Origin of the sequence: Streptomyces sp. Sge12, from assembly GCF_002080455.1 — a bacterium.
Lineage (GTDB): Bacteria > Actinomycetota > Actinomycetes > Streptomycetales > Streptomycetaceae > Streptomyces.
Genome location: NZ_CP020555.1, coordinates 4,771,960 through 4,794,360 on the forward strand (window position 1 = coordinate 4,771,960; position 22,401 = coordinate 4,794,360).

The 22,401-nt window shown below is 72.1% G+C and carries 16 protein-coding genes and 1 riboswitch; of the genes, 13 read left to right on the top strand and 3 right to left on the bottom strand.

Going from position 1 to position 22,401, the window contains the following annotated elements; all coding sequences use genetic code 11:
* Window positions 1-39: 39 nt before the first annotated feature.
* Complete coding sequence (locus tag B6R96_RS21400; protein WP_443069938.1) at window positions 40-1,446, bottom strand: DUF2079 domain-containing protein; 1,407 nt, start codon at window positions 1,444-1,446, stop codon at window positions 40-42.
* Window positions 1,447-1,658: 212 nt separating this feature from the next.
* Here B6R96_RS21400 and mfd point away from each other — a divergent pair, with 212 nt between their 5' ends.
* The 3 genes from mfd (at window position 1,659) to B6R96_RS21415 (ending at window position 7,531) form a co-directional block, all read left to right on the top strand.
* Window positions 1,659-5,192 carry a transcription-repair coupling factor gene (gene mfd / locus B6R96_RS21405; RefSeq protein WP_081523284.1) on the top strand — a complete coding sequence of 1,178 codons (3,534 nt, stop codon included), beginning with the start codon at window positions 1,659-1,661 and terminating at the stop codon, window positions 5,190-5,192.
* A 249-nt stretch (window positions 5,193-5,441) separates the two neighbouring features.
* Complete coding sequence (locus tag B6R96_RS21410; RefSeq protein ID WP_237291479.1) at window positions 5,442-6,026, top strand: hypothetical protein; 585 nt, start codon at window positions 5,442-5,444, stop codon at window positions 6,024-6,026.
* Entirely contained in the window at window positions 6,023-7,531 is a 1,509-nt protein-coding gene (locus tag B6R96_RS21415) for a serine/threonine-protein kinase (RefSeq protein WP_030387105.1), read from the top strand. Before B6R96_RS21410 ends, B6R96_RS21415 begins: the two co-directional genes overlap by 4 nt.
* Here B6R96_RS21415 and B6R96_RS21420 read toward each other — a convergent pair.
* Complete coding sequence (locus tag B6R96_RS21420) at window positions 7,515-9,890, bottom strand: YfhO family protein (protein WP_081523286.1); 2,376 nt, start codon at window positions 9,888-9,890, stop codon at window positions 7,515-7,517. The two genes, B6R96_RS21415 and B6R96_RS21420, sit on opposite strands and share 17 nt — an antisense overlap.
* 278 nt (window positions 9,891-10,168) lie before the next feature.
* Between B6R96_RS21420 and B6R96_RS21425 the strand changes: the two genes are divergently transcribed.
* On the top strand, window positions 10,169-10,792 hold the full coding sequence (locus tag B6R96_RS21425) for a SurA N-terminal domain-containing protein (protein WP_030387103.1): 624 nt from the start codon (window positions 10,169-10,171) through the stop codon (window positions 10,790-10,792).
* A gap of 54 nt (window positions 10,793-10,846) precedes the next feature.
* Window positions 10,847-11,902 carry a nucleoside triphosphate pyrophosphohydrolase gene (locus B6R96_RS21430; RefSeq protein ID WP_081523288.1) on the top strand — a complete coding sequence of 352 codons (1,056 nt, stop codon included), beginning with the start codon at window positions 10,847-10,849 and terminating at the stop codon, window positions 11,900-11,902.
* A gap of 25 nt (window positions 11,903-11,927) precedes the next feature.
* On the opposite strand, the gene B6R96_RS21435 is transcribed toward B6R96_RS21430, so the two are convergent.
* Window positions 11,928-13,133, bottom strand: a complete 1,206-nt coding sequence (locus B6R96_RS21435; protein WP_237291480.1) for a globin domain-containing protein — start codon at window positions 13,131-13,133, stop codon at window positions 11,928-11,930.
* A gap of 121 nt (window positions 13,134-13,254) precedes the next feature.
* Between B6R96_RS21435 and B6R96_RS21440 the strand changes: the two genes are divergently transcribed.
* The 8 genes from B6R96_RS21440 to B6R96_RS21475 all read left to right on the top strand — a co-directional run bounded on the left by B6R96_RS21440 (window position 13,255) and on the right by B6R96_RS21475 (window position 22,331).
* Entirely contained in the window at window positions 13,255-14,529 is a 1,275-nt protein-coding gene (locus B6R96_RS21440; protein ID WP_030387100.1) for a cytochrome P450 family protein, read from the top strand.
* A 102-nt stretch (window positions 14,530-14,631) separates the two neighbouring features.
* Window positions 14,632-15,669: a LysM peptidoglycan-binding domain-containing protein gene (locus B6R96_RS21445; RefSeq protein WP_081523293.1), complete on the top strand. Its 1,038-nt coding sequence runs from the start codon at window positions 14,632-14,634 to the stop codon at window positions 15,667-15,669.
* Window positions 15,670-15,945: 276 nt separating this feature from the next.
* Window positions 15,946-16,118: riboswitch (cyclic di-AMP (ydaO/yuaA leader) on the top strand.
* 2 nt (window positions 16,119-16,120) lie between these two features.
* Window positions 16,121-16,837, top strand: coding sequence for a LysM peptidoglycan-binding domain-containing protein (locus B6R96_RS21450; RefSeq protein ID WP_030387098.1), 717 nt, complete (start codon window positions 16,121-16,123; stop codon window positions 16,835-16,837).
* A gap of 286 nt (window positions 16,838-17,123) precedes the next feature.
* Window positions 17,124-18,410: a phosphopyruvate hydratase gene (eno, locus tag B6R96_RS21455; protein WP_030387097.1), complete on the top strand. Its 1,287-nt coding sequence runs from the start codon at window positions 17,124-17,126 to the stop codon at window positions 18,408-18,410.
* Window positions 18,411-18,509: 99 nt separating this feature from the next.
* Entirely contained in the window at window positions 18,510-18,998 is a 489-nt protein-coding gene (locus tag B6R96_RS21460; protein WP_030387096.1) for an FtsB family cell division protein, read from the top strand.
* A gap of 56 nt (window positions 18,999-19,054) precedes the next feature.
* A complete protein-coding gene (locus B6R96_RS21465; RefSeq protein ID WP_079405107.1) occupies window positions 19,055-19,606 on the top strand; it encodes a DUF501 domain-containing protein in 552 nt (183 codons plus the stop codon).
* A complete protein-coding gene (locus B6R96_RS21470; RefSeq protein ID WP_081523294.1) occupies window positions 19,603-20,544 on the top strand; it encodes a Ppx/GppA phosphatase family protein in 942 nt (313 codons plus the stop codon). Before B6R96_RS21465 ends, B6R96_RS21470 begins: the two co-directional genes overlap by 4 nt.
* A gap of 401 nt (window positions 20,545-20,945) precedes the next feature.
* Complete coding sequence (locus tag B6R96_RS21475) at window positions 20,946-22,331, top strand: NAD(P)/FAD-dependent oxidoreductase (protein WP_053703190.1); 1,386 nt, start codon at window positions 20,946-20,948, stop codon at window positions 22,329-22,331.
* The last annotated feature ends 70 nt before the right edge of the window (window positions 22,332-22,401 follow it).

The window sequence follows — 22,401 nt, forward strand, 5'->3', positions numbered from 1 at the left end:
ACGGGTTCCGGACCGGCGTCGTTCCCGGGGCGTTCCGCGTCACCCCCGCTGCATCAGGACGATGCCGCCCGCCTCACCCACCAGGGTGAACTGCTCGCCGGGGTGGAGCTGGCGGGCGTAGTCGGTCGGGTCCTCGCCGGCCCACTTGGAGGAGTTGTCGATGGTGATCCAGTCGGGGACCACGCCCTTGCTGCCGCCGATCCACAGGACCCGGCAGCGGGAGGTCAGCCGGGTCAGCGGGGTGGTGTCCGCCTCCACGGTCGCCCCGTCGGGGATCCGGTCGAGCAGCCGCTCGATGGCCGTGACCCGCTCGGGTTTCTGGTACGTACGGGCCTCCGCGAGCTTGGCCGTCGGCATGGCGGTCGCGCTCAGGGCGAGCGCCGCGGCGAGCACGGCGGTCGGCATCTGGAGGGCGTACGAGCGCAGCCGGGGCCGCTCGCTGCGCCGGAGGGTGTCGATGGCGTCGACGAGGGCGAGCGTGACGACCGGCATCAGGACGGCGCTGTAGTGCCAGTCGGTGGACCAGTAGTGGTCGTCCCCCGACAGGAAGCGCCAGCCGAGGGTGGGCGCGGCGACCAGGAGCAGCGGCGAGCGCAGGGCGAGCAGCCCCGAGGTGGGGATCAGCACCCACGCCAGCGTGGTCAGCTTGGTGCCGATGCCGCCGAGCGGACCCGCGCCGTCGATCTTGTCCCAGTAGCCGTAGCCCGCGGTGGCGAAGGCCGGTATGAAGACGGTGAAGACCAGGACGGCGAAGACGCAGGCCGCGGCGGCGACGCCGAGCGCGGTCACGGCGATCCGCCGGTCGGTGGCCCTGGCCCGCCAGGCCACCACCACGGCCAGCGCGGCGAGGGTGAAGCCGAGGTCCTCCTTGACGAAGATCAGCGGCAGCCCCCACAGCAGGGCGGCCCGCCAGCGCCGCGCGAGCACCGCCTCCAGGGCGAAGGCCAGCAGGGGCATGGCGAAGGCGATCTCGTGGAAGTCGAACTCCACGGCCCGCTGGATGCCCCAGGACAGCCCGTACGCGACGCCGACGGCGATGCCGCGGGCCCGGCCGAGGAGGCGCACGGCCGCCCGGGTGACCGGCACGGCGGACAGCGCGAACAGCGCGGCCTGCACGACCAGCAGCGTCACGGGCCCGGGGAAGACCCGGTAGACCGGGGCGACGAGCGCGATGATCGGGCTGAAGTGGTCCCCGAGGATGTTGGCCCCCGGCCCCTTCAGGTCGACGACGGGCACCTGGAGGTGCGCGTAGGCGCGGATCGCCTGCTCGAAGATCCCCAGGTCCCAGGAGGCCCAGTCCATCCGCCGGAACCGTCCGACGGACAGCAGGAGGTAGACGACGAACAGCCCGGCGGCCACCAGCCAGGGCGGCGCCCAGGCGTACCGGTCCGGCTTCGCGGATGCCGGTACCACCGGCGCCGGGCGGGCTATCGCATTGCTCGTCACGGACTCGTGCTCCTCCGGGGAAGTCGTCTCCCCGGCGGAAGACGACGCGGCGAGCTCGGACAGTCACAACACGAACATCGTAAAGCGGCGCGAGGGGCGTCGTCGTAGGGTGGAACCCCCGGCCCGTGCGACGTGTCGGGCCCTTCGCGTTGCCCGCTCCGCACACCCGCACCTTCACACCCCCAGACCCTCACCGGACGGAAAGCCTCTTCATGAGCCTGCACGGACTGCTCGACGCCGTCACCCGTGACGCCGCCCTCACCGAGGCGGTCTCCGCGGCCGGGGACGGCCGGCGCATGCACGTGGACCTGGTCGGCCCCGCCGCCGCACGTCCCTTCGCGATCGCCGCGCTGGCCCGGCAGACCGGACGGACCGTGCTGGCGGTCACCGCCACCGGGCGCGAGGCCGAGGACCTGGCCGCCGCGCTGCGCTCGCTGCTGCCCCCCGACGAGGTGGTGGACTACCCGTCCTGGGAGACCCTCCCGCACGAGCGGCTCAGCCCGCGCAGCGACACCATGGGCCGGCGGCTCGCCGTACTGCGCCGCCTGGTGCACCCGAGCAAGGACGACCCGGCCGCGGGGCCGGTGAGCGTGCTCGTCGCGCCCATCCGGTCCGTGCTCCAGCCGCAGGTCAAGGGGCTCGGGGAGCTCGTCCCGGTCAGCCTGCGCCAAGGCGGCGGCGCCGACCTCGGGGAGATCACCGAGGCGCTTGCCGCCGCCGCGTACACGCGGGTCGAGCTCGTCGAGAAGCGCGGCGAGTTCGCCGTGCGCGGCGGCATCCTCGACGTGTTCCCGCCCACCGAGGAACACCCGCTGCGCATCGAGTTCTGGGGCGACGAGGTCGAGGAGATCCGCTACTTCAAGGTCGCCGACCAGCGCTCCCTGGAGGTCGCCGAGCACGGACTGTGGGCCCCGCCCTGCCGCGAGCTGCTGCTGACCGACGCGGTACGGGAGCGGGCCGCGGCCCTCGCCGAGGCCCATCCCGAGCTCGGCGAACTGCTGCACAAGATCGCCGAGGGGATCGCCGTGGAGGGCATGGAGTCCCTCGCCCCGGTCCTCGTCGACGAGATGGAACTGCTGATCGACGTACTGCCCGCCCGGTCGATGGCCGTGGTCTGCGACCCCGAGCGGGTCCGCACCCGGGCCGCCGACCTCGTGGCGACCAGCCAGGAATTCCTGATGGCCTCCTGGGCGGCCACCGCGGGCGGCGGCGAGGCCCCCATCGACGTGGGCGCGGCCTCGCTCCGCGGTATCGCCGACGTCCGCGACCGGGCCCGCGAGCTCGGCATGATGTGGTGGTCGGTGTCCCCCTTCGCCGCCGACGAGAGCGCCGGCGGCAGCGACACCCTCAAGCTCGGGATGCACGCCCCGGAGGCCTACCGCGGCGACACCGCCCGGGCACTGGCCGACACCAAGGGCTGGATCGCCGACGGCTGGCACACCGTCTACCTCACCGAGGGCCACGGCCCGGCCGCCCGCACCGTCGAGGTGCTCGGCGGCGAGGGCATCGCCGCCCGGCTGGAGCCGGAACTGCGCGCCCTGGAACCGAGCCTGGTCCACGTCGCCTGCGGCTCCATCGACAACGGCTTCGTCGACCCGGTGCTGCGCCTGGCCGTGCTGACCGAGACCGACCTGACCGGCCAGCGCACCGCCACCAAGGACCTCGGCCGGATGCCGACCCGGCGCCGCAAGACCATCGACCCGCTGACCCTGGAGGCCGGCGACTACATCGTCCACGAGCAGCACGGCGTGGGCCGCTACGTCGAGATGGTCCAGCGGACGGTCCAGGGCGCCACCCGCGAGTACCTGCTCGTCGAATACGCGCCGGCCAAGCGCGGCCAGCCCGGCGACCGCCTCTACATCCCCACCGACCAGCTGGAGCAGGTCACCAAGTACGTGGGCGGCGAGGCCCCGACCCTGCACCGGCTCGGCGGCGCCGACTGGACCAAGACCAAGGCGCGAGCGAAGAAGGCGGTCAAGGAGATCGCCGCCGACCTCATCAAGCTCTACAGCGCCCGCATGGCCGCTCCCGGCCACACCTTCGGGCCGGACACCCCCTGGCAGCGCGAACTGGAGGACGCCTTCCCCTACGCGGAGACGCCCGACCAGCTCACCACCATCGCCGAGGTCAAGGAGGACATGGAGAAGTCGGTTCCGATGGACCGGCTGATCTGCGGCGACGTCGGCTACGGCAAGACCGAGATCGCGGTCCGCGCCGCCTTCAAGGCCGTCCAGGACGGCAAGCAGGTCGCGGTCCTCGTCCCGACGACCCTCCTGGTGCAGCAGCACTTCGGCACCTTCTCCGAGCGGTACGCGCAGTTCCCGGTCAACGTGAAGGCGCTGTCCCGCTTCCAGAGCGAGACGGAGTCGAAGGCCACCCTCGAAGGGCTGAAGGAGGGCTCGGTCGACATCGTCATCGGCACGCACCGGCTCTTCTCGCAGGAGACCAAGTTCAAGGACCTGGGCCTGGTCATCGTCGACGAGGAGCAGCGGTTCGGCGTGGAGCACAAGGAGCAGCTGAAGAAGCTCCGCGCCAATGTCGACGTGCTCACGATGTCCGCGACCCCGATCCCGCGCACCCTGGAGATGGCGGTGACCGGCATCCGCGAGATGTCGACGATCACCACTCCGCCGGAGGAGCGGCACCCGGTGCTCACCTTCGTCGGCCCCTACGAGGAGAAGCAGATCGGCGCGGCCGTCCGCCGCGAACTGCTCCGCGAGGGACAGTGCTTCTACATCCACAACCGGGTCGAGTCCATCGACCGGGCGGCGGCCAAGCTGCGCGAGATCGTGCCCGAGGCGCGGATCGCGACGGCCCACGGCCAGATGTCGGAGCAGGCCCTGGAGCAGGTCGTCGTGGACTTCTGGGAGAAGAAGTTCGACGTGCTGGTGTCGACCACGATCGTCGAGTCGGGCATCGACATCTCCAACGCCAACACCCTGATCGTGGAGCGCGGCGACAACTTCGGCCTGAGCCAACTCCACCAGCTGCGCGGCCGGGTGGGCCGCGGCCGCGAGCGCGGGTACGCGTACTTCCTGTACCCGCCGGAGAAGCCGCTGACCGAGACCGCGCACGAGCGCCTCGCCACCATCGCCCAGCACACCGAGATGGGCGCGGGCATGTACGTGGCGATGAAGGACCTGGAGATCCGCGGCGCGGGCAACCTGCTCGGCGGCGAGCAGTCCGGGCACATCGCGGGCGTCGGCTTCGACCTCTACATCCGCATGGTCGGCGAGGCGGTGGCCGACTACCGGGCCGCGGTCGACGGCCAGGTGGAGGAGGAGCCGCCGCTGGAGGTCAAGATCGAGCTGCCGGTCGACGCGCACGTCCCGCACGACTACGCGCCGGGCGAGCGGCTGCGCCTCCAGGCGTACCGGTCCATCGCCTCCGCCAACTCCGAGGCCGACATCAAGGCGGTCCGGGAGGAACTCACCGACCGCTACGGCAAGCTGCCGGAGCCGGTGGAGAACCTGCTGCTGGTGGCCGGTCTGCGGATGCTCGCCCGGGCCTGCGGGGTCGGGGACATCACCCTCCAGGGCAACAACGTCCGCTTCGGTCCGGTGGAGCTGCGCGAGTCGCAGGAACTGCGCCTCAAGCGGCTCTACCCGGGGACCGTGCTCAAGCCGGCCACCTCGCAGGTCCTGGTCCCGCGCCCGAAGGCGGGCAGGATCGGCGGCAAGCCGGTGGTCGGCCGCGAGCTCCTCGCCTGGACCGGCGAGTTCCTCACCACCATCCTCGGCTCCTAGCCGGCAGCCGCGGCCGGGGACCTCGTACGTCCCCGGCCGGGCGCCGGCCCGGGCCCGTGCGGCGGCCCGGTCACGGTGGAGCGGACCGTCGTGCTGCGAGCGTGCAACGGTTGCGTGCATCCCCTCACTCATGGCCGGGAACGCTGTATACCCTCAGAGCCGAAACCTCTTCCGCACGGCCCGTCAGGAGCAGCGATGCACGGCCCCGGCCTTCAGCCGCAGCACGGCCCCCAGTCCAATTCCGGGGGTGTGACGGCATTGCGCGTGGTGTTCATGCTCCTGCCCATCCTCAGCTGCGGCTTCCTCGCCTGGGGGTCGATGCTGCGGCTCGCCCTGGTCACCCGCAAGTCCCGTGACTGGGTGCTGATGGTGGTCAGCGGCATCCTCGCCGTCGTGTGGATGACGCTGATCCAGGTCGACCCCACGCCCGACGTCAACGGCTGGCAGGGCAACCTGGGCGCCGGTGGCTCGATCTTCACCGGTTTCGCGATCTGCGTGTACTTCCTCGTCGCCGACATCAAGCACCACGAGGCCCTGCGGAACGCGCCGACCGCCCAGTGGTACCCGCAGCCCGCTCCGTACGCGCACCCCCAGCAGTCCGGGCCCGCCTACGGGTACCCGCCCGCCACGGCGACCACCGTGCCCTCCACCCCGACGTCGACGCCCACCCCGGCGCCCCCGCAGGTGCCGCCGCAGGCGACCCCGCCCCCGCGCATCGGGCAGGTCCGCGCCGAGCTCGACGAGCTCAGCGAACTGCTGCGCAAGCAGACCCCGCCGGCCGGCGGCCCCCGTCACGATCCCCACCAGACGCCGTTCCAGGACCCGAACCGGTGACCGAACGGCTCATCGGCGACCGCTACCGGCTCGCGAGCATCCTCGGACAGGGCGGCATGGGCCAGGTCTGGACGGCGTACGACCAGCGGCTCGACCGCCGCGTCGCCGTCAAACTGCTGCGGCCCGACAAGGTCGCCGGCCCCGGCACCGTCGCCGAGGAGCTGCGCCGCCGCTTCGTGCGCGAGTGCCGGGTCACCGCGCAGGTCGACCACCCGGGCCTGGTCACCGTGCACGACGCGGGCAGCGACGGCGACGAGCTGTTCCTCGTCATGGGCTACGTGGAGGGCGCCGACCTCGCCGACCACCTCGCCGACCACACCCCCTACCCCTGGCAGTGGGCGGTCGCCGTCGTCGCGCAGCTGTGCTCGGTCCTGTCGGCCGTGCACGCGGTGCCGATCGTGCACCGGGACCTGAAGCCGCGCAATGTGATGGTCCGGCCCGACGGCACCGTGCTCGTCCTGGACCTCGGCGTGGCCTCGGTGATGGACACCGACACCACCCGCCTCACCAGCACCGGCTCACCCATCGGCAGCCCCGCGTACATGGCACCCGAGCAGGCCATAAGCGGAGCCGTGGGCCCGTACACCGACCTCTACGCCCTCGGCGTGCTGCTGTACGAACTCCTCAGCGGCAACGTCCCCTTCGTCGGCTCCACCGCCCTCGGGGTCCTGCACCGCCACCTCTACGAGCCCCCGGTGCCGGTGCGCCAACTGCGCCCGGAGATCCCGCAGGAGCTGGAGAAGGTCCTGCTCCACCTCCTCGCCAAGGACCCGCAGGACCGGCCCTCCTCCGCCCAGGAGGTCTACGAGGCCCTGGCCCCGCTGCTGCCCGCCCGCGACGGCCGCACCCCGGTCGGCCCGCTCGACCCGACCCGGCCCTTCCTGCGCCCGCACGCACCCTGGCCGGACCGGGCCGCGATCGTCCCGCCGCGGCCGAGCACCCCGCCCGCGCCGCCGAAGGCCGACGTCCCCGGCGCCGTGGACGAGGCCCGCAAGCTCCTGGACCAGGGGCAGCTCACCCAGGCCGTGGACATCCTCGGCGGGATCCTCCCGGCGGCCGCCGCCGAGCACGGTGAGCGATCCCCGGTGGTCCGCTCCCTGCGCAAGCAGTACGCCGCCACGCTGATGGACGACGGCCAGTACCGCCGCGCCCTGCCGGAACTGCGCCGCCTCGCCGACGAGTTCCCGGCCGGCGACCCCCAGTCCCTGCGCTTCCGCTACGACGCGGCCCAGTGCCTGGAGCAGCTGGGCGAGCCGGCCGCCGCCCTGGCCGAGTACCGCTCGCTGCTCCCGTTCTTCGAGAACCACTACGCCAACCCCGACCCGGGGCTGCCGCTGGAGGTCCGCCGCCGGATCGCCCACCTGCTGCTCTCCCTCGGCGACCGCCAGGCGGCCCACGACACCTTGGCCCGCCTGCTGTTCGACGCCGAACGGCTGCACGGACCGGCCCACCCCTTCCCGGCCGAGATCCGCCGCACCCTGCACTGGCTCAGCCAGGTCCGCTGAGGCCCGGGCGGCGCCGTCCCCGCACGAACAGCAGGGCCAGGACCAGACCCGCAGCCCCCGCCGCCGCGGCCCCCGGGACCAGACCCGGCGGCCGGAACGCGCAGCTCACCTGTGTGGTGCCGGGGGCGAGGTCGATCGCGACCAGCCCCAAGTACGCGGCGGCCGGCCGGCCGTTGCAGGTCCAGCCGGCGATCGCGGGCACCGAGAGGACGGCCGTGCCGGTCGCGTCCGGCGGGAGCGTCGCGCGGACCCCGGAGGAGCCGACCTCGACCGAGGTCGCCGCCGTGGCCCGCAGGTGGGCCACCGCCCCGTCGAGCCGCGCCCGGTCCAGGCAGGACAGCGTCCACCGCGGGGGCGGGGCCGCGTCGAAGACCAGGGCCGAGGAGTCCCCGCGGGAGGGGCCCATCGGCTGGAGGGCGGCCCGGTTGCGGGGGGCGTTGCCGTTCAGCCGGAAGGCGGGGCCGTCCGCGAGGCGGGCCGTCGCGTTGTACTCCGGGGCCCACAGGTAGGCCTCGGTGCCCGCGCGGCAGACACCGGGCGCGAGCGGGTCCTCGTACACCCGGGCGCCCAGCAGCGCTTCCTGGTTGGCGAAGGGGGAGTCGCCGGCGTAGGAGAGGGGGCCGCCGGGCGGTCGGGTCGTCACCAGCGGCGGCACCTGGGCGCGCCGGACCGTGCCGTCGGGCCCGAGGCGGGCGCCGACCGCGAAGACGGCGTCCGTCACCGGGTTGTCGATGCTCTGGACGTTGCGTCCGCGCGAGGTCCAGCCGGCGCCGAGCGCGACCATCGTGCGGGTGAACACGTCCGGGGTGTGGCTGCTGTAGTACGCGCCGCCCTCGCCGCCCAGCAGCAGCGGGTCGTTGCCCGACAGTGCGGGCCGGCTCGGGTCGGTGCGGTACGCGGGCCAGCCCTCGGCACCGGCCAGGGCCTCGGCGCGCGCGGTGTGCGCCCGCCCCCAGGACGGGTAGTCGTCCAGGCCGCCCAGCTTGCCCTTGTGCCCGTAGGCGGTGGTCGCGGCGGCCTGCGCCAGTAGGACCAGGGCCAGCAGCCCGGCCGCGGGCCGGGCGAGCCGGCGGTGGCGCAGTGCCCACCAGGCCGCGGCCGCCGTCACCAGCCCGCCGGCGAACAGCGCGTAGCCGGCCGCCGTCACCAGGGTGCTGTCGTGCGCCCACAGCACGGCGGCCGCCAGTACGCCCGCACCCGCCGCCAGCGCCGGCAGCCGCGGCAGGCCCGCCGCGAGCCCCGTCCAGGCGGCGATCACGGCGATCCCGGCCAGCACGAAGGTCTGCCGGTACGGGCTTCCGTTCGGGGTCGCGAAGAGGTGCCAGGCCAGGTGGGTGGGCGCCCACTGGAGGGAGAGCGCCACGGCCGCGGTCAGCCCCGACCACCACAGCCGGGTGCGCAGCGGGACCGCCCGGTGGAAGGGCAGCGCGGCCACCAGCAGCAGGGTCCCGGTGCCGACGAAGACGGCGGGGGAGGAGAAGGAGTACGTCCCCGGCAGCAGCCGGGCGAACACGTCCGCCCAGGACACCGGCCGGAACTCCTTGACCCACCCCGGGTAGGCCTGCCCGGAGCTGAGGAAGAGGGGCAGGAGCACGGGTGCCGCGAGCGCGATCCCGAGCACGGTCGTCCCGGCCGCCCGCGCGATCACCGCCGGCCGGGCCGGGGCGCCCTCCCGGGTGAGCACCACCCGTACCAGCAGCACCAGCGCCGCACCCAGCGTCGCCATGTAGGCGGTGTAGAAGTTCGCCGTCCAGCACACCGCGACGACCAGGGGCGCGAGCAGGATCCGCCGCCCGCGCAGGGCCCATTCACCGGTCAGGCACAGCAGGGGGAAGGCGATCAGCCCGTCCAGCCACATCGGGTTGTAGGAGGCCTCGATCACCGACCAGCCGCACAGCGCGTACGAGGCCCCCAGCAGCCCGGCCGCCCACCAGCGGCCGCGGCGCTGCGTGCGCAGCAGCCAGCACATCGCGGCCGCGGCGGCCGCCGTCTTGAGCACGGTGACGGCGTACACGGCGAGGTCGATGTCCGCGCGCGGGAAGAGCCCGACCAGGACCGCGAAGGGGCTGGCCAGGTAGGTGCCCAGGTCCGGCAGGAAGCTCATGCCGTATCCGGAGCGCCAGTTGAACAGCAGTCCGCCCTCCGCGCGGCCGTGCAGGAGGTCCCACAGGTGCGCGTGGAAGGGGACGAACTGGTTGCCGAGGTCGTTGATGCTGCGGTGGCGCGATCCGTACGGGAAGACGCGTGCGGCGGCGTCCCCGGCACACACGGCCACCGCCGTGAGGAGGGCGGCGAGAGCCGAGCCGTGCAGACTGCGGCGGCGCGGCGAGGGGCGCGGCGAGGGGGGCGTTGTCGACATGGTGGGCCGACCTTGGCAGCGCCGGGTGACCGAAGGGTGGCCTCAGGGTTGCCGGAGGCCGATCCGGTCGCGGCCCGGGCACCGGGGTCCCCAGGATGGGTGACGGGTGGCGCGGCGGGTGCGCCGATGCCGGGCGACTCGCTTATGAACGGTGCGTGTTCGGTCCGCGCGTGAATCGTTGGTCGAACCGGTGGTCCGGATCACCGTGACCTCATAACATCGATCACCGCACGGCCCTTTGTGCACCGACGCACAATCTCCCGGCCCTGGAGGCTCCTTTGCACCGTCGCACAGCGCTCTCCGTCTCCGCCGCCCTGCTCGTGGCGGCGCCCCTGCTGTCCGCCTGCTCGGGCGAGCCGCGCCCCGGCACCGCGGCCGTCGTGGGCGGCGAACGGATCACCACCTCTGCACTCCAGGCCCAGGTGAACGACGTCCGCGCGGCGCAGAACCGTTCCGGGCAGGCCGCCGCCGAACTCATCGCGAGCACCCCCCACCTGGAGCGCGTGAAGCTCGACGCGATCCTCCAGAGCCGGATCATCGACAAGATGGCCGACACCGCCGGGCTCACGGCCACCCAGAAGGACATCGAGGACGAACACCAGAGGTACGCCGACGAGAACGGCGGCAACGCGCAGTTCGAGGCGCTGCTGCTGCAGAAGGGGGCCACGGCCCCCGGCCAGGTCGACCGCTTCCTGCGGGACCGGGTGCTCCTGGCCAAGCTCACGGCCAAGTACGGGGCCGGGAAGCTGGAGGAGCCCGCCCGGGCCGCGGTGAAGGCGCTGCACATCGAGGTGAACCCGCGCTACGGCGCCTGGGACGCCAAGGAGATCAAGCTCGGGGGCGGCGAGACGCCCTGGATCACCCAGCGGACCCGGCCCGAGCAGGCCCCCGCGGGGGCCTGAGGCCCCGGGGTCCCCCCGGGCCGTGGACGGGTGGATCGGAGGTAGGTTCGGAGGGTGACCGACCACACCGACCACTCCGAACCCACCGCCGCCACCGACGGGCCCACGGGCCGTATCGTCCTGCTGACCACCAGCCACCGGGTCGCCCCCGGCGTGCTGTCCTGGCCGGCGTGGCAGACCCTGCACGCCGCGGACCGGGTGCTGTGCGCCGACCCCGGCCACCCGCAGCTGCCGTACCTGCGGGAGGCGGGCATCGAGGTCGCGTTCGAGAGCCCGGACGCGCAGGCGCTGGTCGAGGCCTGCGCGGGCGGCCGTACGGTCGTCGTGCTCCCGGGCGGCGAGGGCGACCAGCGGCTCACCGACGGGCTGGCCCGGCTGGCCGGCTCGGGCCGGGTCTCCATGCCCGACCTGGAGCTCCTGCCCGGCTCCTACGACCTGCCGGGCGCGCGCCTGCTCGACCTCGTGCAGGTGATGGACCGGGTCCGGCGCGAGTGCCCGTGGACCTCCCGGCAGACCCACCGGGGACTGGCCAAGTACGCGATCGAGGAGGCGTACGAGCTGGTCGAGGCCATCGAGGACGGGGACCGGGACGAGCTGCGCGAGGAGCTCGGGGACGTGCTGCTCCAGGTGGTCTTCCACGCGCGGATCGCCGAGGAGGCCGGCGGGCGCGGCGAGGAGGGCGAAGACGGCGAGGACGGCGAGGAGGCGGAGGAGGCCTTCTCCATCGACGACGTGGCCGGGGCCCTGGTGACGAAGCTGATCCACCGGCACCCGCACGTCTTCGGCGATGCGCAGGCCGAGACCCCGGAGGACGTCAACGCGCACTGGCAGCGCACCAAGGCGGTGGAGAAGCAGCGGGAGTCGGTCACCGACGGGATCCCGGTGGGCCAGCCCGGTCTGGCGCTCGCGGCCAAGCTCGCGGGCCGGGTCCGGACGGGCGGCGTGGCCGTGGAGCTGCCCCGCGGCGAGGGCATCGGGTACGAGCTGCTGGAACTCGCGGCGCGTGCCGAGGCGGAGGGGACCGACCCCGAGACCGCGCTGCGCGCGGCGGCCCGCGCCTACCGGGACGCGATCCGGGTGGCCGAGGGCCTCGCGGAGCCGGGCCAGTAGCCCGGCCCGGCCGCCAGGACGCCCCCTAAGGGAGTCTCGGTGCGCGGGCCGAGGGGTTGTGCCAGTGGGGCGTCGGCGGGTTCAGGAACCACTCGCCGAAGCCCAGCGGGCGGTCCCCGGGCGCGGGGCCCCGGGCCGGTACGGCGTCGTGGAAGAGGCGCCCGGGGCGGGCGCCCAGCTCCCGGAGGAGGTGGGCGGTCTCGTCGATGAACTGCGGCGGGCCGCTGAGGTAGACGTCCTGGTCCGGCCACAGGCCCCGGTGGCCCAGCGCCGTCGCGAGCCGGTCGGTGGCCTGGTTGCGGTGCCGCCCGGGGGCGGGCGTGATGTAGGTGACGGCGAGCCAGCCGCAGCTGGCGGCGTACGCGTCGATGAGCGGGCGGTCGTAGAGGTGCGCGCCGTCCCGGGCCACCACGAAGAGCCGTACGTCCTGGTCCGGGGGATGCTCCGCGAGGTCCTCCAGCATGGCGCGGATCGGCGCCCAGCCGGTGCCGGCGGCGATGAGGCTGACCGGGCGGTCCTCGCGGCGGAAGACCAGCTGCCCGCCGGCGGCGCCGAGCCGCAGTACGTCCCCCGGCCGGGTCTCGCGGACCAGGGCGGTGCTCAGGCGCCCCCGGTCGATCCGGCTGACGTGCAGGTCGACGGTGCCGTCGGGGCGGGGGGCGTTGCCTATGGAGTACGTGCGCCAGGTCGTCGGGACCCGATCGCTGCTCACGCTCGTGTACTGGCCCGGGAGATAGGGGAAGGGCAGGTGCGGCCGCAGGGTCAGCACCCCGATGTCCGGCCCGTACTGGAGGTGGCGCACGACCTCCGCGTCCCACCAGGGCGGGTCCTCGCTCGCCTCGGCGCCGGAGGTCATCGCGTCGGCGATCACCTGGTAGGCCTCGGCCCAGGCCTTCTCGACCGGCGGGGTCCAGGCCGCGCCGGAGGTCTCGGCGAGCGCGGCGAGCAGGCTGGCGCCGACGGCCGCGTAGTGCTCGGGGCGGACCAGGAACTTGCGGTGGTCGCGTCCCAGGTCGTGCAGGTAGGGGCGGAGCGTTCCGTCGTCGAGGTGGGCGATGACGTGGGTGAGCGCGGCGAAGAGCCGGTCCCGCTGGCGTTCCATGTCGTGGAGGGAGTCCGGGAAGAGGGCACGGACACCGGGGTTGTGCCAGAAGAGGTGGGAGTAGAAGAACTTGACGGCGTGCTCGGCCCGTCGCTCCACCACCGCGAAACTGCTTTTCAAGATCTTCACATCCACAAAACCGAAAGTAGGAATGTCGGAGAAGGTCACGTCAAGGGATGGACGATCTACGGACAGCCGCGGCGAACCACCCAAATCGGATGGGGGTCCGCCGCCGGGATACGGTCTTCGGGTGCACGAGCAGACCTCCGCGAACCCGTCCGACACCCCTCCCGCCGAGGGCCCCACCCTCTTCGACTGGGAGTTCGCGACCGATCCCTACCCGGCCTACGCGTGGTTGCGCGAGCACTCCCCGGTGCACCGCACCAAGCTGCCCAGCGGGGTCGAGGCATGGCTCGTCACCCGCTACGCCGACGCCCGCCAGGCCCTCGCCGACCAGCGGCTCAGCAAGAACCCTGCGCACCACGCGGAGCCCGCGCACGCCAAGGGCAAGACCGGGATCCCGGGGGAGCGCAAGGCGGAGCTGATGACGCACCTGCTCAACATCGACCCGCCGGATCACACCCGGCTGCGGAGGCTGGTGTCGAAGGCGTTCACCCCGCGCAGGGTGGCCGAGTTCGCCCCGCGGGTGCAGGCGCTCACCGACCACCTGATCGACGCCTTCGCGGCCAGGGGGGAGGCCGACCTCATCCACGAGTTCGCCTTCCCGCTCCCCATCTACGCCATCTGCGAGATGCTCGGGGTGCCGCGCGAGGACCAGGACGACTTCCGCGACTGGGCCGGCATGATGATCCGCCACGGCGGCGGTCCGCGCGGCGGGGTCGCCCGGTCGGTCAAGCAGATGCGGACCTACCTCGGTGAACTCATCCACCGCAAAAGGGACGATCTGGGCGACGACCTGATCTCCGACCTGATCCGGGCGAGCGACCACGGCGACCACCTGACGGAGGGCGAGGCCACCGCGATGGCCTTCATCCTGCTCTTCGCCGGCTTCGAGACCACCGTGAACCTCATCGGCAACGGGGTCCACTCCCTCTTCATGAACCCCGGCCAGCGCGAGCGCCTCCAGCTCTCCCTCGCCGCCGGCGAGAGCGGGCTGCTGGCCACCGGGGTCGAGGAACTGCTGCGCTACGACGGCCCCGTGGAGCTGGCGACCTGGCGCTTCGCCACCGAGCCGCTGACCCTCGGCGGCATGTCCGTCGCCGCCGGCGATCCGGTGCTGGTCGTCCTCGCGGCCGCCGACCGCGACCCCGAGCGGTTCGCGGACCCGGACACCCTCGACCTCTCCCGCGCCGACAACCAGCACCTCGGATACGGTCACGGGATCCACTACTGCCTCGGGGCCCCGCTCGCCCGCCTCGAAGGACAGACGGCGCTCGCCACGCTGCTGACGCGCCTGCCCGATCTGGAACTTGCTGTTCCGTCCCAAGACCTGCGCTGGCGTGGGGGGTTGATCATGCGGGGGCTGCGCACTCTTCCCGTTCGCTTCACGCCTCAAAACACTTAAGCGGAATCTGATTAAAAGTCAGGTTCGACTTGAACTTGTGACAATCGTTCGAAGGCCGCTAGGTTCTGCCGTTACCCCGCTGTTATGCGAAAGGTGCACTACATGCGTTCCGGGAACGGCCGTCACAGACGCCCCCGCCAGGTCCCCGCGCTGGTCGTCACAGCCGGAGTCACTGGCTCCGCGCTGGCTCTGCCGCTGCTCGCGGCCACCAGCGCCACTGCCGCCGACACGTCCACGTGGGACAAGGTCGCCGAATGCGAGAGCGGCGGCTCCTGGAGTGCCAACTCCGGCAGCGGCTCCTACGGCGGACTCCAGTTCACGCAGGAGGAGTGGCAGGGCGCCGGCGGTCTCGACTTCGCCGAGCGCCCCGACCTGGCGAGCAGGTCCCAGCAGATCGCGGTGGCCGAGCGCGTGCTGAAGTCCACCGGCCCGCAGGCGTGGCCGCTGTGCGCGGCCTCCGCGGGCCTCGACAAGGAGAGCCCCGCCGCGCAGGTCGACCCCGGTCTGCCCGGCGGTACGGGCCCCCTCGCCCCCTCGCCGTCCCGCCCGGACGACGTCGTCCCGTCCACCGGCGGCGGCGCGCGGTCCACGGACTACGGTGCGCCGACCCCGGCCCCGAGCCCGTCGGACACCCCGTTCCTCATTCCCGACGCCCCGTCCATCGGACTGCCCGTCATGCCCGCGCCGGACGTCCCGACGACGCCTCCCGTGGACCCGACGGCCCCGACCCTGCCGGGCGACCCGACCACCACGCCGGCCCCCGTCGACCCGACGGCGCCCACGCTCCCGGTGGACCCGACCGCCCCGACCACCCCGCCGGCCACGCCCGGACTGCCTCCCGTCGACCCGACGTCCCCTGCGACCCCCGGGGCTCCCGAGACCCCGCAGACGCTGGGTGCCACTCCCGCCGAGGGCAGCGGCAAGCACCGCGGTGCCCCGGCGGCCGAGCCGACGGCCCCCTCTGACACCGCGTCGGACCCCACGTACACGGTCCAGGTGGGCGACAGCCTGGCGACCATCGCGGTCGCCAAGGGCGTGAGGGGCGGCTGGAACGGCCTCTACGAAGCCAATGAGCAGGTCATCGGTGACGACGCCAACCTGATCAAGCCCGGCCAGAATCTGGATCTAACCACGCAATAAGGGCAGTTCAGTTATCCGGAAAGAGTCGAATGTCGGTTTTCGGCAAGTGAGACATGCGTCTCTTCCGGTCAACTGGCGTGTCCCGCCCGGGGGCTTCCGCAAACCCCGTCCTCACCTGCGCAAACACCCCTCCGGGGAGCGCAAGTAGGGGCCGTTTCTCCCCGATGTTGCTCGTTGAACATCGGGGAGAGACCTGTCTACCTTCTGAATCGCTCGCCACCGCGGGCTCCTTCGACCGCATCGCCGAATCCTGCCGGCGGACGGGGGGAACAGTCGTCGCGTCAAGCGCCGAAGGCAGGAGCGGGGGAACCAAGGTAGGTGCCGGGAGCGGCCGTTGAGAGACGGTCACGCCACCGGCTTGGGGTTAAGACGTGCGCTAGGTCGCACGGCCGGGCAACTCACTCGCCCGAACCCGACAGCTCACCTCGTAGGCGTCGGTGAGGAGAACTCCATGCTGCTTTCCGGCAAGGGCAAGCACCGTCGCGGTACTGCAATCGAGCGGTCTGTCCGGATCGTCACGCTCGCCGGTGTCGCCGGTGTGGCCGTGGCCGCCCCCCTGATGGCCGCGGGCACCGCCAGCGCCGCCACCGCGTCCGAGTGGGACAAGGTCGCGCAGTGCGAGTCCGGTGGCAACTGGGCCATCAACACGGGCAACGGCTACTACGGCGGCCTGCAGTTCTCGTCCTCCACGTGGGCCGGTTTCGGCGGCAAGTCCTACGCCCCGCAGGCCAACCAGGCCACCAAGGCGCAGCAGATAGCCGTCGCGGAGAAGGTCCTCAAGAGCCAGGGCAAGGGCGCCTGGCCGTCCTGCGGCAAGGGCCTGTCGGGCTCCGCCTACACCGGTGGCGGCGCCGAGACCCCGGCGCAGAACAAGCCGCAGAACAAGCCGCAGTCGAAGCCGAAGGCCGAGACGAAGAAGGTCGAGACCAAGGCCGCTCCGAAGACGAAGCGCGCCGAGGCTCCGGTCACCCGTTCCGAGCGCACCGAGACTCCGGCCGCGCCGCAGACCGGCAACGGCTCGTACGAGGTGAAGCCGGGCGACACCCTGGGCACCATCGCCGAGACCAACGGCGTCAAGGGCGGCTGGGAGAAGCTCTTCGAGCTGAACAAGGACATCGTCTCGGACGCCGACCTGATCTTCCCGGGTCAGAAGCTGAAGCTCAGCTGAACAATGCGGCACATGCCGCAGAACCCTGCGCCCGCGGTCCGCTGACTGCGTGCAGGATGTCCACCGCCCGGCGCGTGCCCCACGCGCCGGGCGGTGCCGTGCGCGGCCCCGAAATGCCGATGATCAAGAGACTTATGTCCCGGAAGAGGGGTATTCGGTCCCTTTTTCGTCCCAGGGTCCGGGCGGTCGGCCGGTCGAGTGCCCGGAGCCGGTTAGGCTCTAGGCGGCAAGGCCATCCCACGGCCTGACACGCCACCGCACACCCAGCGTCACATCCCAGAAGGAGATGCTCGTGCCGTCCATCGACGTCGTCGTAGCCCGGGAAATCCTGGACTCCCGAGGCAACCCCACGGTCGAGGTCGAGGTGGGCCTCGACGATGGCAGCACCGGCCGTGCTGCAGTTCCGTCCGGCGCCTCCACCGGTGCCTTCGAGGCCATCGAGCTCCGTGACGGTGACCCCAACCGCTACATGGGCAAGGGCGTCGAGAAGGCCGTCCTCGCCGTGATCGAGCAGATCGGCCCGGAGCTCGTCGGCTACGACGCCACCGAGCAGCGGCTGATCGACCAGGCCATGTTCGACCTGGACGCCACCGACAACAAGGGCTCGCTCGGCGCCAACGCCATCCTCGGCGTGTCCCTGGCCGTCGCGCACGCCGCGTCCGAGGCCTCGGACCTTCCGCTCTTCCGCTACCTCGGCGGTCCGAACGCGCACCTGCTGCCCGTTCCGATGATGAACATCCTCAACGGTGGGTCGCACGCCGACTCCAACGTCGACATCCAGGAGTTCATGATCGCCCCCATCGGCGCGGAGTCCTTCTCCGAGGCGCTGCGCTGGGGTGCCGAGGTCTACCACACCCTCAAGAAGGTCCTGCACACCAAGGGCCTCTCCACCGGCCTGGGTGACGAGGGCGGCTTCGCCCCGAACCTGGAGTCCAACCGCGCCGCGCTCGACCTCATCGTCGAGGCCATCAAGCAGGCCGGCTACACCCCGGGCAAGGACATCGCGCTCGCGCTCGACGTCGCCGCGTCCGAGTTCTACAAGGACGGCAAGTACGAGTTCGAGGGCCAGTCCCGCTCGGCCGCCGAGATGACCGAGTACTACGAGGAGCTCGTCTCCGCGTACCCGCTCGTCTCCATCGAGGACCCGCTGTACGAGGACGACTGGGCCGGCTGGAAGGTCGTCACCGACCGCCTCGGCGCCAAGGTCCAGATCGTCGGTGACGACCTGTTCGTCACCAACCCGGAGCGTCTGGCCCGCGGTATCGAGGAGGGCTCCGCGAACGCCCTGCTCGTGAAGGTGAACCAGATCGGTTCGCTGACCGAGACCCTGGACGCCGTCGAGATGGCCCAGCGCAACGGCTTCAAGTGCATGATGTCCCACCGCTCCGGTGAGACCGAGGACGTCACCATCGCCGACCTCGCCGTCGCCGTGAACTGCGGTCAGATCAAGACCGGCGCCCCGGCCCGCTCGGACCGCGTCGCCAAGTACAACCAGCTGCTGCGCATCGAGGAGATCCTCGACGACGCCGCCGTGTACGCGGGCCGCAGCGCCTTCCCGCGCTTCAAGGGCTAATCACCCCCCTGAGGGGCTGGCCTCCGTACGTCCCCGCACTCGGTCCCGTACCGTGTGCGGGGACGTATTGCGTAGTGCGTACCTAGGGGAGGCGGACCAATGGCCGGGAACCGGGATCGGTTCTCCACCTTCTCCACCGCGACCAGGCTCAAGCAGCTCGGTGAGCGGACCGCCGCCCACGTCTACCGGTCGCAGTCGCGGCGTCAGGTCCGCCGCAGCCGGCTCACCGGCCGCGCCGCGCTCCTGGTGCTCGTCCTCTGTACGCTGGTCGTCGCCCTCGCGTACCCGATGCGCCAGTACGTCTCCCAGCGCTCGGAGATCGCACAGCAGCAGCGGGCCGCCGCGGCCGCGCGGGACCGCCTGGAGCGGCTCCGCGACGAGAAGGCCCGCTGGCAGGACGACGCCTACGCGGAACAGCAGGCGCGCAAGCACCTGCACTTCCTGCGCCCGGGGGAGATCAGCTACATCATGAGCGACCCCGGGGCCCAGCCCCCCGAACCGCACCGGACCGGCCACGCCGGCTCCGACCGCCCCTGGTACTCCAACGTCTGGGACGGCGTCGACAAGGCCGACCGCCCCGGCGACTGACCCGTACCGCCGTACCGCAGCACCCATCCACGAGAACGAAGAGACTTCCTCCAGGCATGCAGACGCCCCCGCCCCAGACCGACCGGACCGAGCCGACCGACGCGGACATCGAGGCGTTCGAGCAGCAGCTCGGCCGCCCGCCGCGCGGGCTGCGCGCCATCGCGCACCGCTGCCCCTGCGGGCAGCCGGACGTGGTGGAGACCGCCCCGCGGCTCCCCGACGGCACCCCCTTCCCGACGCTGTACTACCTGACGTGCCCGCGCGCGGCCTCCGCGATCGGCACGCTCGAGGCCAACGGCGTGATGAAGGAGATGCAGGCCCGGCTCGCCGAGGACAAGGAACTGGCCGCCGCCTACCAGGCCGCCCACGAGGACTACATCGAGCGGCGCGACGCCATCGAGGTGCTCCAGGGCTTCCCGAGCGCCGGCGGCATGCCGGACCGGGTGAAGTGCCTGCACGTGCTGGTCGGCCACTCCCTGGCCGCCGGCCCCGGGGTGAACCCGTTCGGCGACGAGGCCCTCGCCATGCTGCCGGAGTGGTGGGCCAAGGGCCCCTGCGTCGTCCCGTGCGGGGAGCGCAGGACCGACGACGAGGGGCCGCGGGCATGACCCGGGTCGCCGCCGTCGACTGCGGTACGAACTCCATCCGGCTGCTCGTCGCGGACTGCGACCCGGCCACCGGCGAGCTCGTCGAGCTGGACCGCCGGATGACCATCGTCCGGCTCGGCCAGGGCGTGGACAGGACCGGCCGGCTGGCTCCGGAGGCGCTGGAGCGCACCTTCGCCGCGTGCCGCGAGTACGCGGGCGTCATCAAGGAGTTCGGCGCGGAGCGGGTGCGCTTCGTGGCGACCTCGGCCTCCCGGGACGCCGAGAACCGGGCGGACTTCGTCCGGGGCGTCCTGGACATCCTGGGGGTCGAGCCCGAGGTGATCTCCGGCGACCAGGAGGCGGAGTTCTCCTTCACCGGCGCCACCAAGGAACTCACGGCGCACGAGCACCTGCAGCGGCCGTTCCTGGTCGTGGACATCGGCGGCGGTTCGACCGAGTTCGTGGTCGGCGAGGAGCACGTGCGGGCCGCCCGCTCCGTGGACATCGGCTGCGTCCGGATGACCGAGCGCCACCTGGTGGTGGACGGGGTCGTCACCGACCCGCCCACCGCGGAGCAGGTCGCCGCGATCCGGGCCGACATCGAGGCGGCGCTGGACCTCGCGGCCGAGAGCGTGCCGCTGTCCGAGGCGCGCACCCTGGTGGGCCTGGCGGGCTCGGTGACCACGGTCGCCGGGATCGCGCTGGGGCTGCCGGAATACCTCTCGTCGGCCATCCACCACTCCCGGATCTCCTACGAGCAGGTGCGGGAGATCAGCGGGCGGATGCTCACGGCCACGCACGCCGAGCGTGCGGCGATCCCCGTGATGCACGCGGGCCGCGTGGACGTGATCGGAGCGGGCGCACTGGTGCTGTTGGCGATCATGGAACGCATCGGTGCTTCCGAGGTTGTCGTGTCGGAGCACGACATCCTCGATGGAATCGCTTGGTCCATCGCCTGAACGACCTTCGAAGCAGGTTGTGGAGGCCTGTTCGGGCGTTGTTGCGGCAGTGATCCAAACCAACTTCGTGAAGTTCTTCACAAGGAAAAAGGGTCTGTTGGGTCAACGGAAGGGTCCTTCGGGGCCTTCCGGAGGTCCGCAGGCCCTTTTTTGCGCGCGTTCGTGCGATCGGCGAACGCGACGGGTTCCGCATCGGAGGTATGGACGAACCCCGGTGGTCCAGTCCGGTTTCGGCCTTGGAGGCCAGTTCAGGACGGGTGAACAACGACTCCGGACCCCTGCTGGTTCCCGTCGCGCGCCATGACCTCCGTCACGTGGGCGGCGGAGTGTAGCAGAGGGTATCCCGGTCCTTGTGAAGGGGCTCACGAGCGACACCCCTTTGGGTGCTGGATACTCGTTCCATGAGCACCACGGAGCGTCCCAGGATCCTCGTTGTAGGAGGTGGGTACGTAGGCCTGTACGCAGCCAAGCGCATCATGAAGAAGATGCGCTACGGCGAGGCGACCGTCACGGTCGTCGACCCGCGCTCGTACATGACCTACCAGCCCTTCCTCCCTGAAGTGGCCGCAGGCAGCATCTCGCCTCGGCACGTCGTCGTCCCGCTGCGACGCGTGCTGCCCAAGGCAGAGGTTCTCACCGGCCGGGTCACCAGCATCGACCAGGACCGCAAGGTCGCCGTCGTCACGCCGCTCGTCGGCGAGGCGTACGAGCTGCCCTTCGACTACCTGGTGATCGCGCTCGGCGCCGTCTCCCGCACCTTCCCGATCCCCGGCCTCGCCGAACAGGGCATCGGTATGAAGGGCGTCGAAGAGGGCATCGGCCTGCGCAACCACGTCCTCGAGCAGCTCGACAAGGCCGAGTCCACGACGGACGAGAACGTCCGCCGCAAGGCCCTCACCTTCGTCTTCGTCGGCGGCGGCTTCGCCGGTGCGGAGACCATCGGCGAGGTCGAGGACATGGCCCGCGACGCCGCGAAGTACTACTCCACGATCAAGCGCGAGGACATGCGCTTCATCCTGGTCGACGCGGCCGACAAGATCCTTCCCGAGGTCGGGCCCAAGCTCGGCACCTGGGGCAAGGAGCACCTCGAGTCCCGCGGCATCGAGATCTACCTCAACACCTCCATGGACTCCTGCGTGGACGGCCACGTGGTGCTGAAGAACGGCCTCGAGGTCGACTCCAACACCATCGTCTGGACCGCCGGCGTCAAGCCGAACCCGGTGCTGGCCCGCTACGGCCTGCCGCTGGGCCCCCGCGGCCACGTGGACGCCCAGCCGACCCTCCAGGTCACGGGCACGGACTACATCTGGACCGCCGGCGACAACGCCCAGGTTCCGGACGTCGCGGCCCGCAAGGCCGGCGTCGAGAACGCCTGGTGCCCGCCGAACGCCCAGCACGCGCTGCGCCAGGCCAAGGTCCTCGGCGACAACGTCATCTCGGGCATGCGGGGCTTCCCGCAGGCCGAGTACTCGCACTCCAACAAGGGTGCGGTGGCGGGCCTCGGCCTCCACAAGGGCGTCGCGATGATCGTGATGGGCAAGACGAAGATCAAGCTCAAGGGCCGGCTGGCCTGGTACATGCACCGTGGCTACCACGGCATGGCCATGCCGACCTGGAACCGCAAGATCCGCGTCTTCGCCGACTGGACCCTCGCCATGTTCCTCAAGCGCGAGGTCGTCTCCCTCGGTGCGCTGGAGACCCCCCGCGAGGAGTTCTACGAGGCCGCCAAGCCGGCGCCGGCCCCGTCCGCCGCCGCTGCCCCGGCCGCGAAGGCCAAGGCCTCCTGACCGGTTCCACCGGCGTTGCCTGAGCTCCACTGCTCCACCGGCTCCACCTGTACGACCTGTACGACCCCGA

Coding starts and splice junctions, on each gene's coding strand:
- mfd (WP_081523284.1), top strand. CDS start 1,659: ATGAGCCTGCACGGACTGCTCGACGCCGTCACCCGTGACGCCGCCCTC.
- B6R96_RS21420 (WP_081523286.1), bottom strand. CDS start 9,890: ATGTCGACAACGCCCCCCTCGCCGCGCCCCTCGCCGCGCCGCCGCAGT.
- B6R96_RS21445 (WP_081523293.1), top strand. CDS start 14,632: ATGCGTTCCGGGAACGGCCGTCACAGACGCCCCCGCCAGGTCCCCGCG.
- B6R96_RS21450 (WP_030387098.1), top strand. CDS start 16,121: ATGCTGCTTTCCGGCAAGGGCAAGCACCGTCGCGGTACTGCAATCGAG.
- eno (WP_030387097.1), top strand. CDS start 17,124: ATGCTCGTGCCGTCCATCGACGTCGTCGTAGCCCGGGAAATCCTGGAC.
- B6R96_RS21460 (WP_030387096.1), top strand. CDS start 18,510: ATGGCCGGGAACCGGGATCGGTTCTCCACCTTCTCCACCGCGACCAGG.
- B6R96_RS21465 (WP_079405107.1), top strand. CDS start 19,055: ATGCAGACGCCCCCGCCCCAGACCGACCGGACCGAGCCGACCGACGCG.
- B6R96_RS21470 (WP_081523294.1), top strand. CDS start 19,603: ATGACCCGGGTCGCCGCCGTCGACTGCGGTACGAACTCCATCCGGCTG.
- B6R96_RS21475 (WP_053703190.1), top strand. CDS start 20,946: ATGAGCACCACGGAGCGTCCCAGGATCCTCGTTGTAGGAGGTGGGTAC.